The organism is Thiobacillus sp., assembly GCF_030696885.1.
Taxonomy (GTDB): Bacteria; Pseudomonadota; Gammaproteobacteria; order Burkholderiales; family Thiobacillaceae; genus Thiobacillus.
Genome location: NZ_JAUYRI010000017.1, coordinates 221,167 through 236,300 on the forward strand (window position 1 = coordinate 221,167; position 15,134 = coordinate 236,300).

Sequence of the window (15,134 nt, forward strand, 5' to 3'; positions counted from 1 at the left end):
AGGTCAATATGGGTTTCTGGTGGCGTCCGCTCGGTGTGCTGGCCAGCGTCATGCTGGTGGCGCTGTTCTTGTGGGCAGGCTGGGGCTGGGTCGCCGCTCTCGGCTTTCTGGCGGGCATCCAGGCCTTCGTGATGGTGCGCCGCCTGTGGCAGGAATTCCGCCTCGCGCGCTGGCTGGAAAACCCCGACGAAGTGGAACCGCCCGACGCCAATGGCACCTGGGGCGACATCTTCTACCGGCTGCAAAAACTGCAGCGCCGCCAGAAAGCCAGCCGCAGCGAACTCACCAATGCGCTCGAACAGTTCGAGCACGCCGCGATGGCGGTGCCCGACGGCATGATCATCCTCAACAGCAACGATCAGATCGAGTGGTGCAATCCGGCCTCGCGCATATACATGGGGATGGACTGCGACCGCGACCGCGGCCAGTTCGTCCGCTATTTGCTGCGACAGGCGCATTTCCTGGAGTTTCTCGATGCCGCCGATTATTCGCGCCGGCTGGTCTGCAAGTCTCCGGTCAACCGCGAAATCACGCTGTCGATGCAGCTGGTGCCGTTTGGCGAAAGCAAGAAACTGCTGGTCGCGCGCGACATCACCGACCTCGAGCGGGTCGATGCGATGCGGCGCGACTTCATTGCCAACGTCTCGCACGAACTGCGCACGCCGCTGACCGTGGTCGGCGGTTTCGTCGAAACCCTGGCGGATGCGCCCGAGCTGCCGGCTGCCGAAAGCCGCCGGTATTTCGACCTGATGCTCGACCATACCCGGCGCATGCAGCGCCTGCTCGACGATCTGCTGACCCTGTCACGCCTGGAAAGCGCCGAGCACGCGCTGAAGGACGAAACCATCAATGTGCCCGAACTGGCCCTGGCGCTGAAAGCCGAAGCCGAATCGCTGAGCCGCGGACGTCACCGGATCCGTCTGGACATCGACAGCGACGCCTGGCTGAAGGGCAACCTGCAGGAAATCCGTAGTGCGCTCGGCAACCTGGTATCGAACGCGGTGCGCTACACGCCAGAAGGCGGCGAAATCACGCTGGCCTGGCGCGCGCGCAACGGGGAGGGTGTCTTTTCCGTGACCGATACCGGCGAAGGCATCGCCGCCGAACACATCCCGCGCCTGACCGAGCGCTTCTACCGCGTCGATCGCAGCCGCTCGCGCGAAACCGGCGGCACCGGGCTGGGGCTCGCCATCGTCAAGCATGTGCTGACGCGCCACGATGCGCGGCTGGACATCCAGTCCATCCCCGGCAAGGGCAGCACGTTCTCCGCCTGCTTTCCCACCACCCGGCTGCAGTCCGCGCCGGAAGGCGCGACCGTCATTCCGTTTCCGGAACGCCAAGCCGCAGGGTAAGCGCCGCTGCAAGCTGCGATTCCAGCGCGGCAGGTGCGCCGTGCGGCGTATCCCGTAGCCGATCGCCCCACACCGGATTGGGAAAATGCGGATCGTCCGCAAAGCGCGGGATCACATGCCAGTGCAGATGCGGCACCAGATTGCCGAGCGAGGCGAGGTTGACCTTGTCCGGCGCCAGCACCTCGCGCAGCGCCGCTTCGGCGGCGAACACCGCCCGCATCAACGCCGCCTGGTCGGCCGCCGACAAATCCGTCATTTCCTTCACATGGGCGTTCAGAATCACCCGCAGAAAGCCGGGGTAATCCGGCTCGTCAGCGAGCACCACGCGGCATAAATCGTCCTGCCACAACACGGCGCCGCTCGGCGAATCGCACAACGGACATGACATCTTCGGCCCCAAATAAACGAAAGCCCAGCATCTTGCGGGGCGTGAGCATGTCTGACAAGCAACAAAACCGTAAATAAAAAATGAAGATGAAGATATTGACAAACCAAAAATAGTTCCCGTAGAGTTCGGCCCACATATGGTCCGCGCAAAGTACGCAGGCCGACGTTGCGGAAAAATAAAGTAGTCACACACAAATGCACTCTGGGAGGAGAAGCATGAGCTACCATTTTTCCGTCGGCCGTCGGCCGGTATTGAAATCGCGCCTACAGCATGCATGGGAGCACACCATGCATAAACTAGCCCCGCTCCTTGTCCTGCCGCTGGCCTTCGCTGCGGCGCTCCCAGCCCATTCCGCCACAGTCCCTGGTGCCACCCCCGGCAACTTCGGCGTCAGCGAATCCGGCGCCGCCACTTACAGCGTTCTCGTCGTCGTGCCGCCGGGCACCGCCGGATTGGAACCCAAGCTTTCGCTAAACTATTCAAGCCAGAGCGGAAACGGCATCGCAGGTGTTGGCTGGTCGGTTGGCGGGCAGTCCGCTATCACCCGCTGCCCCCAAACTATCATCCATGATGGCGCAACGCGCGGCGTTCAGCTTGATGCCGGAGATCGTTTCTGCCTCGATGGCCAGCGTTTGATACTGACTGCGGGCGCAAGTTATGGCGCAGTTGGCGCTGAATATCGCACCGAAATCGAATCCTTCTCGAAAGTCGTTTCAATCGGCGGCGGGGCGGGCGACCCGCAATCTTTTCTTGTCAAAACCAAGGCCGGTCAAGTCATCGAGTTTGGCAACACAGCTGATTCTCGCGCCGAGGCGCAGGGGAAGAGCCTCGCCGCCGCCTGGGCTATTAACAAAATCAGCGACACCGTCGGCAACTACATGGCGTTTTCTTATACTGAAGACAATGTCAACGGTGAACACCGTATCGCTCGTATTGACTACACCGGGAATTCGGCAGGCAGTCTTGCCCCCTACAACGCAGTGACGTTTCAGTATGAGACGCGGCCAGACGTCGAGGTTGGATATGTGAGGGGCTCGAAGTCTCAGACAGGGCAGCGACTGGCAAAAATTTTGACCTATGAGGCCGAAAATCTAGTCAAGGATTACAGCTTGAACTATGAAACCGGAGTCACTACTGGCAGATCACGCTTGGTCAGCGTGACAGAATGCGCGGGGAATGGCGATTGCCTGAATCCTACGACCTTTGCCTGGCAAGAGGGTGAAGCGGGGTTGAGTGCAACGGCGGAGAACACGGGGATCCCTGATGCCAATGCATTGTATACACGTGCGATTGACGTTAATGGTGATGGCATGACAGATCTCGTGTATCCCGCGGGGGCTACATGGAAGGTGCGCTTGAGCGAGGGGGTCGCCTTCTCATCGGAAATCGATACCGGAATCGCTAGCACGGGTTATCAATACGCGCGCCCCGTCGACTTTAATGCCGATGGCCGCATCGATATGCTGGTTCCCTACGCTAATGGGCGCTGGTACCTCATGCGCGCAACGGACAATCCTGCGGCACCATTTGACGTTCCTGTCGATACCGGGATCGTGGATGGCGGTAAGGCGGCGAATCCTCAGTTACTGGATATCAATGGAGACGGCTACCCGGACATCGTTCATGCCCATGATTCTTACTGGTACTCCGCGTTGGGCAATGGCGTAGGTTTTGGTGCCGACACGAAAAGCAATATGCCTTACGTGCAGAATGGCTACGGTTTTTACGCCTTTGATTGGGGGAGACCCGTTGACTTTCAGGGGGATGGGTTGGCTGATGTGCTGATCCCGCGCCTTTATCAGCGTTATCTCTGTGGGGGGTTTGCTATTTGCGAAGATATCCGCTGGGATGTACTTTCGCGTCCGGGCACCGGGCCGCTTACCAGCCTACCCACTAACATCACTGCCAATTTGTATTCCGGAATCGCGGGTACAGGCGTGATTTACGTCCAAAAAAGTCAGCAAGCCATTGACATCAACAGAGATGGCAATACCGACTTGCTGAGTATGGGCCCTAATGGAGCGGGTGGCGCTTCGTGGTGGTTATGCCAAAACTGGGGCGGCGATCTTGCGCATTGCTCGAACACCACATTTGGTGCGCCGTCTGTTGGGCAGGTCATGATCCAGACAGACTGGAACAGCGACGGCAAGCCTGACATGCTGGTTGCGACCAATGGTGGTGCAGGCAACTGGTCTGTTTATCAAACCAATAGCAATGGCATGGGCATGACCCAGCTAGCCAGTGGAATATCCCAACAAGGTTATAACGCCAACCCTCTCGTCGGCGACTTCAACGGCGATGGATTGCTCGATTTGATGCTGGCTTATGGCGGTTCATGGAAATTGCACTTGCATAATGGCCCACAGCCTGATCAACTGGTTTCAATTACCGATGGCCTGGGCGCTACGCGCGCAATCAGCTATAAACCGCTTTCGGATAACACCGTCTACACGAAAGGATCGGGCGCGGTATTCCCGCTGACCGATGTTCAGGATGCAACCTATGTTGTTTCCGAAACCGCCGCAGACAACGGTATCGGCGGGCAATTCCGCAATGCCTATCGTTACGAAGGCGCGCGCACCCATCTCGGCGGGCGTGGCTTCCTCGGCTTTAAAGTGCTTAAGCAAACTGACCTGCAAAGTGGTATCACAACGCGCACTGAATTCAGTCAGAGCTTCCCCAACATCGGCACACCGCTGCTCGTGACTAAAAGCAGCTCCGGCGGCGTAGAACTCAGGCGTGTAGAGAATACTCCCGCCAGCAAAACCCTCAATGCGGGGAAAACATTTTTCCCCTATATCACCTACAGCAAGGAGCAGGGAAAAGACCTGAATGGCGCACTATTGCCCAGCACCGAAACCTGGAACACCTATGGCGACGACTGGGGCAACCTTACCAAAACGATCAGCCAGACCTCGGACGGCTTCAAGAAGCAGACCGACAATATCTACAGCAACGACGTAGCAAAATGGCACCTCGGGCGGCTCACCAGAGCTAGTGTCACCAGCACCATTAATAACGGCGGCTGGTCGCAAACCCGTGTATCCGCTTTTGAATACCACGCCACGACCGGTCTGCTGACCAAGGAAATCATTGAACCCGACCAACCGCAGTACAGGCTCGACACCGTCTACGCGCACGACGCCTTCGGCAATCGTCAGAGCGTAACCGTCAGTTCCCCCGCTACCGGCGTGGCCGCTATCGTTCCGCGGAGCAGCAGTTTCTCCTACGGTACCCGTGGCCAGTTCCCAGTCACCACTACCAATGCGCTGGGCCATACTGAATCGAAAGTGTTTGATCCTCGTTTCGGCATTGTTGTCAGCCTCATCGGGCCCAATGCCCTCTCCACCGGCTGGCAGTACGACGGCTTCGGCCGCAAGACGCGTGAGTCTCGCGCTGACGGCACTTTCACCCAGTGGACGTATGCGGGCTGCGATGCCGCCTGTCCTGCTAACGGCATTTACCGTATCGTCACCCAAGTGTTTGGCGGCGGTGTACAGAGTGCACCGGTTAGCGTGTCCTACTTTGACCGGATCAATCGTGAGGTCCGCTCTGCCACCCAAGGCTTTGACGCGCGCTGGATTTACAAGGACACCCAATACGATAGCCAGGGACGAGTAGTTCAGGTCTCGCGTCCCTACTTCGCGGGTGAAGCCATTTATTGGTCGCGAAGTGAATATGACGATCTCGGTCGCGTCGTCCGCGTCTACGAGCCCGACGAGCCCGATAACGCCGCTTTGATTGTCGATTACAACGGCCTCAGCGTCTCCCGCACAAATCGCAAAGGGCACATCACCGCTGAGGTCAGCAACAGCCAGGGACAAAAAATCAGTGTTACGGATGCCCTGGGCAGCGTGACCACCTACGGCCACGACCCCTTTGGCAACCTGCAGTTTGTGCAAAGCAACGGCGCGCTCGAGGCAATCAACGCCTACGATATCCGGGGTCGCAAAATATATGGCTATACGCCTGACATGCGCAACTGGGCTTACGAGCACAACGCACTGGGCGAGCTCGTCAAACAGACCGATGCCAAGAGCCAGGTGACAACCATGGTCTACGACAAGCTGGGCCGCATGACTCAACGTGTCGAACCCGGGCTCACCAGTGACTGGATCTACGATACTGCCGGCTATGGCAAGGGCAAGCTGCATCAGGCCAAGACCAATGCGGGCTACATCCGCACCCACTACTATGACGACAAGGGCCGGCCGCAGTTGACCTTGTCCAACCTGGGCGCGGGTAATCCCTTGCTGTTCAGCAGCGTCGCCTACGATGCCGCCGGCCGCGTCCAACAGACCTATTACCCCAGCGGACTCGGCATCAAGAATGTCTACAACGCCACGGGGTATCTGTCTGAGGTACGCAAAGCCCAGGACAACACCCTCTACTGGCAGCAGAACGCCGTGGATGCCGAAGGCCACAGCACCCAGGAAACCTACGGCAACAATACCGTTGCCTATCAGACCTACCTTCCGCAAAACGGGCGACCCAATTACCGGATCGACAACCGCAACGGGACATGGATCGAGTACTACTACTATCAGCACGACACCCTCGGCAACCTCGAGACCCGATACGTACTCGGCAGCCAGGCTGGTGAAGTCATGAGCTACGACGCACTCAATCGTCTGACCCAGATCGACAGCGTCATGGGTGCAGTCAATAGCCAAACCATTGGCTACGGCCCGCGTGGAAATATCGTGAACAAAACCGGCGTCGGCGCCTACTACTATGGCGGCAATGCCAACTGCGCAACAGGTAGCAATGCTGGCACCCACGCCGTCTGCAAGGCCGGTACCAACACCTATACTTACGATCTCAACGGCAACCTTACTGGTGGCGGTGGTCGCTCCGTTACCTGGACATCCTGGAACATGCCTGCCAGCGTTACACAAGGTGGCAACACCACCAGCTGGCTCTATGGCCCTGAGCGTGACCGCTATAAACTGACTACCCCGGGCAGGACCACCTGGTACCTCAACCCCAGCGTTCATCAGGGCGGGCACTACGAACAGACGCTATACGCCAACGGCACCTACGAGCATCGCATCACGCTCTACGGCGGCGGCAAGCCCATCGGCGAAGTCCTTACCTTCACCGTACCTGGCGGAACCGCCCCGGCCGCCCAGACGCGCTACTTCCACAGCGACGTCCAAGGCAGCATCACTGCCGTTACTGACCAGAATGGGCAAGTCATTACCCGTTACAAATACGACCCCTGGGGCAAACAGACTCTTGTCTCCGGATCTAACACCGGTATCGACGCCACTCGCCAAGGCCATACCGGTCATGAAATGCTCGATGGTGGGCTGACCCATATGAACGGGCGGCTGTACGACCCGGTGTTGGCCAGATTCGTCAGCGCAGACCCCATCGTTCAGGCTCCTTATGACTTGCAAAGCCTGAACCGCTACAGCTACGTCATGAACAACCCGCTCTACTACACTGACCCCACGGGGTTCAGCGCGTGGACGGATTTTCGGGATGGCTTCCTCAAACCCGTATTGAGCATCGCAGCGAGCATTTATCTGCCTGGTAGCAGTCTGTTTACCAGCATGGGGTTAACCGGCACCAGCGGCATCATTGCGGCAGGAGCGGTCTCGGGAGCGATCTCAGGTGGCGGACGAGGCGCGCTCGCGGGCGCAGTCAGCGCCGGCATGTTCAGTCAGCTGCACGGCATGAATCCCGGCATTGGCAAGATCGCTGCGCACGGTGTGGTCGGTGGCATGATGAGCGAGATGCAGGGCGGCAGTTTCAAGAGCGGCTTTCTGGCGGCGGGGTTTACGCAGGGAGCGAGTCAGCTTGGACTGTTCAATAAGCTGGGCGACCCGTCAACCTGGAACGGCAGGGCGGCGAATGCGATTGGGGCTGCGATTGTGGGGGGCACGGCGAGTGTCATCGGCGGCGGTAAGTTCGCTAATGGGGCGATGACGGGGGCGTTTTCACGGTTGTTTAATGATTTGCAATGCGACAAAATAAAATGTTGGGCGGATAAACCAACCCGTGAAGAACTGAATGAGCATTGGCGGAATGGCGGTGGCCGTACGGTTAATGTGAATGGTGCCTATGTGGATTTAAGTTACGCGAGTTTTGATCCTGGAATGAAAGCTGGAAGTGGGATTGGTAGTGACTTAATGAGCCAATTAAATGTTGCGATGGGTGTTGGAGACGGGCGTTTGTATGGGGGGCTAACAGCCGGTTCTTTTAGTGGAAACCAAGTGCAGCTGTTGCCAGATAGTTATGACTTTCTACCCCATACTGGCTATGGGCCGGCGACTATCGTACGTAATATACAAACTTTTGTCGGTTTTTCTAACGCTTCTAAAGTATTGAGCCCATTAGGGCGTCAAATTGGAACAGACTTCAAAATTAATTTTGTTGGACCGACACCACTTCCATGAAACATGTTGGATTTGAGGTGAATGCTAGTTTTTTTAGGCGGGTTCTTGGATTTGTTGTTGATAAAGCAAAGCTGATTCTTGCTGCGGGTGGTGTTATTGTTTCTCTGTTGTTGTTGGCTGTTCTGGTGGGTGTTGTTTATTGGTTTTCTTCATATTTAGCGGCTGGGCCGGAGTCGGCCAAAATTATGGCAGAAGCTGAAGCAGACAACTATTCAGCACTACAAAACAGAATGAAAATGTATGAGTTAAATGATTCTGATAACAAGGGTAAGAGCTCAGCCCCCCAAACCCATAAAATGCTGGATGGAACTTATCGCACACCTGTACATTTCAATTTGACGGATCCTAAACTTTTGTTTTCTGATGCCCAAAAAAAAGTGTATAAGTTTTCATTTCTTGAAAACATTTCAGGGGAACATTATCTTGCCGTTGTCCGTTTTCACCCGATCATCAGTGAGGTTTGCATTATTTCGCAAAGTGGGGCAATGGTTAGCTACAGCGGATGGAAACAACCGCTTCCAGAAAAATGTCTTGAATCCACCCAATAGTTTTATTGCAAGATGAACACTCCTTGACGGGCCGAAATAAAAAGGGGACCGCCACTTAGTGTGCATCTGAATCCCCTAGTGAAAACCCGAACAGAATATATGAACAGAACAAACGGGACGCTTCCCTTAATCCAATATAAAACCTGGAATCCCGGCGAAACTTCCCCCCGCATCAGCATCCGACCCGGCGCAGGATGCGATTAGGCTGCAAACATCTTTAGTGTGTACCTGAAACCCTGGGGCGTGGTTTACAGCAGCACTCGCTCAATGCCCCCGTTGCCTACACGGGTGAGGTAGTTCGCCATCCAGTTTTCCCCCAGCAGTTTCTTTGCCAGCTCGATCACGATGTAGTCCGGCTCGGTGCCGGCGTCGTCGCTGTAGCGTGCCAGGCCCTGCAGGCACGACGGGCAGCTGGTCAGCAGCTTGACCGGCCCCTTGCCTTCCTGGCCGAGCGCGGCGACGCCGGCGCGGATTTCCTCTTCCTTGCGGAAGCGGATCTGGGTCGAGATGTCGGGGCGGCTCACCGCAAGCGTGCCGGATTCGCCACAGCAGCGGTCGGAGAGTTTCACCACGCTATTTTCAGGCGAGCCGCCCAGCAGGGCATTCGCGACCTTCATCGGCGCGTGGGTCTTCATCGGCGTGTGGCAGGGGTCGTGGTAGAGGTAGCGCTCGCCGCTGACATCTTCCAGCTTGACGCCTTTTTCCATCAGGTATTCGTGGATGTCGAGCAGGCGGCAGCCGGGGAAGATCTTCTCGAATTCGTATTTTAGCAGCTGGTCCATGCAGGTGCCGCACGACACGATCACGGTCTTGATGTCGAGGTAGTTCAGCGTATTGGCGACGCGGTGGAACAGCACGCGGTTCTGCGCGGTGATCGCCTCGCCCTTGTCGGCCTGGCCGCCCGCGGTCTGTGGGTAGCCGCAGCACAGGTAGCCGGGCGGCAGCACGGTTTGCACGCCCAGCTCGAACAACATTGCCTGCGTTGCGAGCCCCACCTGGGAGAACAGCCGCTCCGAGCCGCAACCGGGGAAGTAGAACACAGCGTCGGCGTCATCAGACAGCTTGGCCGGGTTGCGCAGGATCGGCACGATGGAGGCATCTTCCAGCCCCAGCAGTGCGCGCGAGGTTTTCTTCGGCAGGCCGCCCGGCATCGGCTTGTTGACCAGATGGATGACTTGCGCGACGACCTTGGGGCGCCCCAGCGAGGCGGGCGGGTTTTTTGTCTGCGCCTGGATCAGGCCCATGCGCTTGAACAGGGTATGACCCATGCGTTGCGCAGCGTAGCCCCACTCGATCAGCGGCTTCCTGAGTGCTTTGATGGTGGCGGGATCGGTCGCGTTCAGGAAGGCCATCGACGCCCAGGTGCCGGGGTTGAAGGCCTTCTTGCCCTGCTTGCGCAGCAGGTTGCGCATGGCGATCGAGACGTCGCCGAAATCGATATCGACCGGGCACGGGTTCTTGCACTTGTGGCAGATGGTGCAGTGGTCGGCGACGTCGCCGAATTCCTCGAAGTGCTTGAGCGACACGCCGCGGCGCGTCTGTTCCTCGTACAAAAAAGCCTCGATCAGCAGCGAGGTCGCGAGGATCTTGTTGCGCGGGCTGTACAGTAAGTTGGCGCGCGGGATGTGGGTGTTGCACACCGGCTTGCACTTACCGCAGCGCAGGCAGTCCTTGATCGAATCGGCAATCGCGCCGGTTTCGGAGGCTTCGAGAATGATCGACTCGGCTTCCAGTAGACCGAACGACGGCGTGTAGGCATTGCGCAGATCGGCGCCGGGCAAAAGCTTGCCCTTGTTGAAGCGGCCGCCCGGATCCACCTTCTGCTTGTAGCTGGCGAAGGTCGCAATGCTGGCGTCGTCGAGGAACTCCAGCTTGGTCAGGCCGATGCCGTGCTCGCCCGAAATCACGCCGCCGAGTTCGGTTGCCAGCGCCATGATGCGCGCCACCGCCGCGTTGGCGGCCTGCAGCATGGCGTAGTCGTCGGAGTTGACCGGGATGTTGGTGTGTACGTTGCCGTCGCCGGCGTGCATGTGCAGCGCCACGAACACACGGCTCTTCAGCACCTCTTTATGGATGCGGTCGCAGGCTTCGAGCACCGGGGCGAATTCGCGGCCGATGAAGAACTGGTGCAGCTCGTGTCGCACCTCGCGCTTCCACGACACGCGGATGTGCTTGTCGCGCAGCGCGGAGAAGGCGGTCAGGGGCGAGGGGGGCGGGGTGGGGGCTTCGCTTACATCCGCGGCAAGTGGCGCGTCGAGCTTGGCCAGGTAACCGGCCCAGCGCGCGCGCACCGATTCGATCAGGGCGTTCGCATGCTGGCGCTTTTCCTCGACCTGCGCGGGGTCGGCGACGGTGTCCTCGTCTTCCAGCAGCGGCAGTTTGCCGGCGAAAAATTCGCCCAGCGCATCGAGCAGCCTGAGCTTGTTGCTGATCGACAGCTCGATATTGATGCGCTCGATGCCGTCGGTGTAGTCGCCCAGGCGCGGCAGCGGAATCACCACGTCTTCGTTGATCTTGAACGCATTGGTGTGCGCTGCGATGGCCGCGGTGCGGGCGCGGTCGAGCCAGAATATGCGGCGGGTTTCCGCCGACACGGCGATGAAGCCTTCGCCGCCGCGCGCGTTGGCGATCTGGACGATTTTCGAGGCCGCTTCGCCCACTGCAACGTCGTTGTCCGACACCACGTCGATCAACAGCACCATGTTCGGGCGCGCCGCCCGCGGTGCCTTGGTGGCATAGCCGACCGCCTTCAGGTAGCGCGTGTCGAGGTGTTCCAGGCCAGCCAGCAGGATGTCGGGGTGGGCGTCGCAGTAATCCTTCACTTCGACGATGGCCGGCGTGGCCTCGCGCGCGCTGCCAAAAAATTCCAGGCAGACGGTACGGGCATGGGCCGGCAGCCGGTGCAGGATGAAGCGCGCCGAGGTGATCAGGCCGTCGCAGCCTTCCTTCTGGATGCCGGGCAGACCGGCGAGGAACTTGTCGGTGACGTCCTTGCCGAGCCCCGTCTTGCGGAAGCGGCTGCCGGGGATGGTGAGAATGTCCGGCGAACCCTTGGCCGTTTTGCCGTCCGGGCCGAAGCGGCGGATTTCGAAACTGGCGGCGGTGGTGTCGTGGATCTTGCCGCGGTTGTGGTTGAGCCGGGTGACCTCGATCCAGTCGGCATCCGGCGTGACCATGCGCCACGACACCAGGTTGTCGAGCGCGGTGCCCCACAGCACCGCTTTCTTGCCGCCGGCGTTCATCGACACGTTGCCGCCGATGGTCGAGGCGTCGGCCGAGGTGGGATCGACAGCGAACACCAGGCCGGCCGCATCGGCCGCCTCCATTACCCGCTTGGTGACGACGCCCGCGCCGCAGTGAATGGTGGGGACTTCGAATTCGACGCCCGGCAGGTGGCGCATTTCGACCGCGCTCAGGAATTCGAGCTTTTCGGTGTTGATGACCGCGGCCTTGTCGGTGAGCGGCACCGCGCCGCCGGTATAGCCGGTGCCGCCGCCGCGCGGGATGATCGTCAGCCCCAGCTCGATCAGCCCGGCCACCAGCGCGGCCATCTCGGCTTCGGTATCCGGGGTCAGCACCACGAAGGGGTATTCGACGCGCCAGTCGGTGGCGTCAGTGACGTGCGAGACACGCGCCAGGCCGTCGAACGCGATGTTGTCCTTGCGGGTTACGCCCGCCAGACGGCGCAGGATGCGCGCGCGCAGGCTGGCGGTGTCGTCGAACCAGGCCTCGAATTCGCGGACTGCACGGCCGGCCGCCTCCAGCAACTGGCCCACCAGTTCGTTGCCCTGACGCCGCACTTCGATCTCGTGCAGGCGATGCCGCAACGCGTCGATCAGCATCTGGCGGCGCTTGGGGTTGTCGAGCAGGTCGTCTTCCAGATAAGGGTTGCGCCGCACCACCCAGATGTCGCCCAGCACTTCGAACAGCATGCGCGCCGAGCGTCCGGTCTTGCGTTCGCCACGCAGCGTGTCGAGCACGCGCCAGGCGTCGGCGCCGAGCAGGCGGATGACGATTTCGCGGTCGGAAAACGAGGTGTAGTTGTAGGGGATTTCGCGCAGGCGTGCGGTCATGCGGGGTGGGCGCCGGCGGCCGCTGGCGCGGCACCGGTGCGATCTGCTTCAAAGCCGGTATTTTACGGGAAATGGCTTCGTTTCGGGCCCCGCTGCCAGGAGGGCTTGGCCCGGTCTGGTACGGGATGACCATCTTCAGTTCCGATCGATTCGGCCGATAACTGCTAAACGGCGGGCTATTCAGCCTGCCCGCTTCCTGTCAGGAGATCAGTTTGCAGTTTGGCCTGAGTACCAAACTCATCGGTTATGTCATGGCTGGCGTGCTCATCACGTCGGCCGCGATCGGTGTGGTCCGGGTGCAGAACGAGCGCGGTCCGCTCGGCGAGATGATCGACAAGGCCGGCCAGAGCGTGGCCAATGCCACGGCGTCCGGCGCCGCTTCGCTGGTGGCCGGCTACGACTACGGCAACCTGGAAATCCTCGCCCAGAACGTGGCGAAGCAAAATAACGTGATTCGTGTCGTCATCCGCAACCAGAGTGGCCGGGCGATGGCACAGTCCGGCCAGACGGACGCGGGCAGCGACAAAAATTACAAACGCTTCAATTCGCCCATCCTGTTCGACGGCCAGGCCATCGGCGCCACTTCCGTTGATATTTCGACCGACGCGATGGAAAGCGCGCTCAATGCGCTGTACTGGCGCGTGCTGGTCGAGCAGATTGCCTTCGGCACCGTGCTGGGCCTGATCGTCTACCTGTTTACCTCGTTCGGCATCGTGTCGCCCATCCACAACCTGACGACTGCGATGGAAGAAGCGGTCAAGCAGGGGGATTCCTTCATTGTCCGTGATCTCGAGGTCAAGAGCCGGGACGAGATCGGGCGGCTGGTATCGGTGTTCAACACGCTCAACAAGTCGCTTGCCGATTACCACCGCCAGTTGCAGGGCAAGATCGATTTTGCCAACGAGGAGCTGCGCGAAAAGAATATCCAGCTCGGCGGGCGCACGCGCGAACTCGAACACGCGCTCGACCTGCTCGGCGCGATGGCGACGACCGACTGGCTGACCGAACTGCCGAACCGCCGCAAGTTCGATGAAACCCTGTCGCGCATGTTCCATCAGTCCGAGCGCTTTGCCGAGGACATCACGCTGGTGCTGTTCGACATCGACCTGTTCAAGCAGGTGAACGACACCCATGGCCACGGCGCCGGCGACGAGGTGCTGCGCGATATCGGCACCCTGCTGCGCCTGCATGTGCGCAAGTCCGACCTGCCGGCCCGGTTGGGCGGCGACGAGTTCGGCATCGTGCTGTATCACACGAATATCGAACAGGCGACGATGTTCGTCGACATCCTGACCGAAAGTGTGCGCGCGCATCCGTTCAACTACGACGGATTCCGCATGAACATCAGCCTCAGCGTGGGCATCGCCCAGTACACCGAAGCGATGAAGACTCCGCAGGAACTGTATTACGCGGCGGACAAGGCGCTTTACCAGGCCAAGAACGCGGGCCGCAACTGTTACAGGGTGTATGCCGACGCCATCCCCCAATTGCAGGAAAGGATAACTTCATGAAACCGATTCGGACCTTGAACACCGTACTGGCTGCGCTGTTCGCCGGAGCTTCGCTTGCTGCCGCGTCGGCGGCGCAGGCGCAGGCGGCGCCAGCCGCCGAAGTCACGATGGGGTCGGTAGCGATGGATATCCCGGTCGAGATGATCAAGCGCCTGAGCGCGCTGACCAATTACCTGGCGCTCACCACCAACCTCAACGTGCGCTTCCGGCCGTCGCCCAATCTCGGTTCGGCGGTGGACGACCTCGGCAAGGGGCAGACGCAGATCGCCTACCTGACGCCCGTTGCCTACATCGATGCGCACAAGAAATACGGCGTGATTCCGCTGGTCGCACCCACCGCCGACGGACGCCCGCACTTTTCGCTGGTGATCGGGGTGAAGGCGGGCTCCGGGATCAAAACCCCAACCGACCTCAAAGGCAAGCGCTTTGCCTTCGGCGACGAAAAAGCCCTGCTGCAGCGTGCCGCGGTCGAGTCGATGGGCCTGAAATCGGGCGACTTTTCGTCGTTCGCCTACCTCAAGCATTACGACAACATTGCCAAGGCCGTGATCGCGGGCGATTTTGACGGCGGCATCCTGAAAGACTCGCTCGCCGAGGAATTCAAGAGCAAAGGCATCGTCGTCATCGGCAGCACGCCGTCGCTGCCGTCCTACATCATCGCCGTTCACCCCGGCATGCCGGAAGCGGTGCGCACCAAGCTGCGCGATGCCCTGCTGGCCCTGAACAAAAGCACGCCCGAGCGGGCGGCCACGCTGGAAGCCTTCGACAAGGGCTACGACGGTTTTGTGGTGGTCGATGACGCGGCCTACGACACGGTGCGCAAGCTGATCCAGCCGTTCCAGAAATAAACCGGCCGCC

At 59.8% G+C, this 15,134-nt stretch carries 7 protein-coding genes; 5 read left to right on the forward strand and 2 right to left on the reverse strand.

Going from position 1 to position 15,134, the window contains the following annotated elements; translation table 11 throughout:
- Nucleotides 1–8 precede the first annotated feature (8 nt).
- Nucleotides 9–1,352, forward strand: coding sequence for a phosphate regulon sensor histidine kinase PhoR (gene phoR / locus Q8R61_RS08865; protein ID WP_305536326.1), 1,344 nt, complete (start codon nt 9–11; stop codon nt 1,350–1,352).
- Here the strand turns inward: phoR and Q8R61_RS08870 are convergent.
- A complete protein-coding gene (locus Q8R61_RS08870) occupies nt 1,318–1,740 on the reverse strand; it encodes an HIT family protein (protein WP_305536328.1) in 423 nt (140 codons plus the stop codon). The two genes, phoR and Q8R61_RS08870, sit on opposite strands and share 35 nt — an antisense overlap.
- Before the next feature lie 215 nt (nt 1,741–1,955).
- Between Q8R61_RS08870 and Q8R61_RS08875 the strand changes: the two genes are divergently transcribed.
- Nucleotides 1,956–8,144 (forward strand): FG-GAP-like repeat-containing protein, encoded by a 6,189-nt coding sequence (locus Q8R61_RS08875; RefSeq protein WP_305536330.1) that lies wholly within the window; start codon nt 1,956–1,958, stop codon nt 8,142–8,144.
- Nucleotides 8,141–8,692, forward strand: coding sequence for a hypothetical protein (locus tag Q8R61_RS08880; RefSeq protein WP_305536331.1), 552 nt, complete (start codon nt 8,141–8,143; stop codon nt 8,690–8,692). The genes Q8R61_RS08875 and Q8R61_RS08880 overlap by 4 nt, the downstream gene beginning before the upstream one ends.
- 248 nt (nt 8,693–8,940) lie before the next feature.
- Here the strand turns inward: Q8R61_RS08880 and Q8R61_RS08885 are convergent, their stop codons facing one another.
- Nucleotides 8,941–12,765: an FAD/FMN-binding oxidoreductase gene (locus tag Q8R61_RS08885; protein WP_305536333.1), complete on the reverse strand. Its 3,825-nt coding sequence runs from the start codon at nt 12,763–12,765 to the stop codon at nt 8,941–8,943.
- A 251-nt stretch (nt 12,766–13,016) separates the two neighbouring features.
- Between Q8R61_RS08885 and Q8R61_RS08890 the strand changes: the two genes are divergently transcribed.
- Nucleotides 13,017–14,276, forward strand: coding sequence for a diguanylate cyclase (locus tag Q8R61_RS08890; RefSeq protein ID WP_305536335.1), 1,260 nt, complete (start codon nt 13,017–13,019; stop codon nt 14,274–14,276).
- A complete protein-coding gene (locus Q8R61_RS08895) occupies nt 14,273–15,124 on the forward strand; it encodes a PhnD/SsuA/transferrin family substrate-binding protein (RefSeq protein ID WP_305536337.1) in 852 nt (283 codons plus the stop codon). The genes Q8R61_RS08890 and Q8R61_RS08895 overlap by 4 nt, the downstream gene beginning before the upstream one ends.
- Nucleotides 15,125–15,134 lie beyond the last annotated feature (10 nt).

What these genes read in the sequence shown, in the direction of transcription:
- Q8R61_RS08875 (WP_305536330.1), top strand. Translation starts at nt 1,956, where the DNA reads ATGAGCTACCATTTTTCCGTCGGCCGTCGGCCGGTATTGAAATCGCGC.
- Q8R61_RS08885 (WP_305536333.1), bottom strand. Translation starts at nt 12,765, where the DNA reads ATGACCGCACGCCTGCGCGAAATCCCCTACAACTACACCTCGTTTTCC.
- Q8R61_RS08880 (WP_305536331.1), top strand. Translation starts at nt 8,141, where the DNA reads ATGAAACATGTTGGATTTGAGGTGAATGCTAGTTTTTTTAGGCGGGTT.
- Q8R61_RS08895 (WP_305536337.1), top strand. Translation starts at nt 14,273, where the DNA reads ATGAAACCGATTCGGACCTTGAACACCGTACTGGCTGCGCTGTTCGCC.
- Q8R61_RS08890 (WP_305536335.1), top strand. Translation starts at nt 13,017, where the DNA reads ATGGCTGGCGTGCTCATCACGTCGGCCGCGATCGGTGTGGTCCGGGTG.
- Q8R61_RS08870 (WP_305536328.1), bottom strand. Translation starts at nt 1,740, where the DNA reads ATGTCATGTCCGTTGTGCGATTCGCCGAGCGGCGCCGTGTTGTGGCAG.
- phoR (WP_305536326.1), top strand. Translation starts at nt 9, where the DNA reads ATGGGTTTCTGGTGGCGTCCGCTCGGTGTGCTGGCCAGCGTCATGCTG.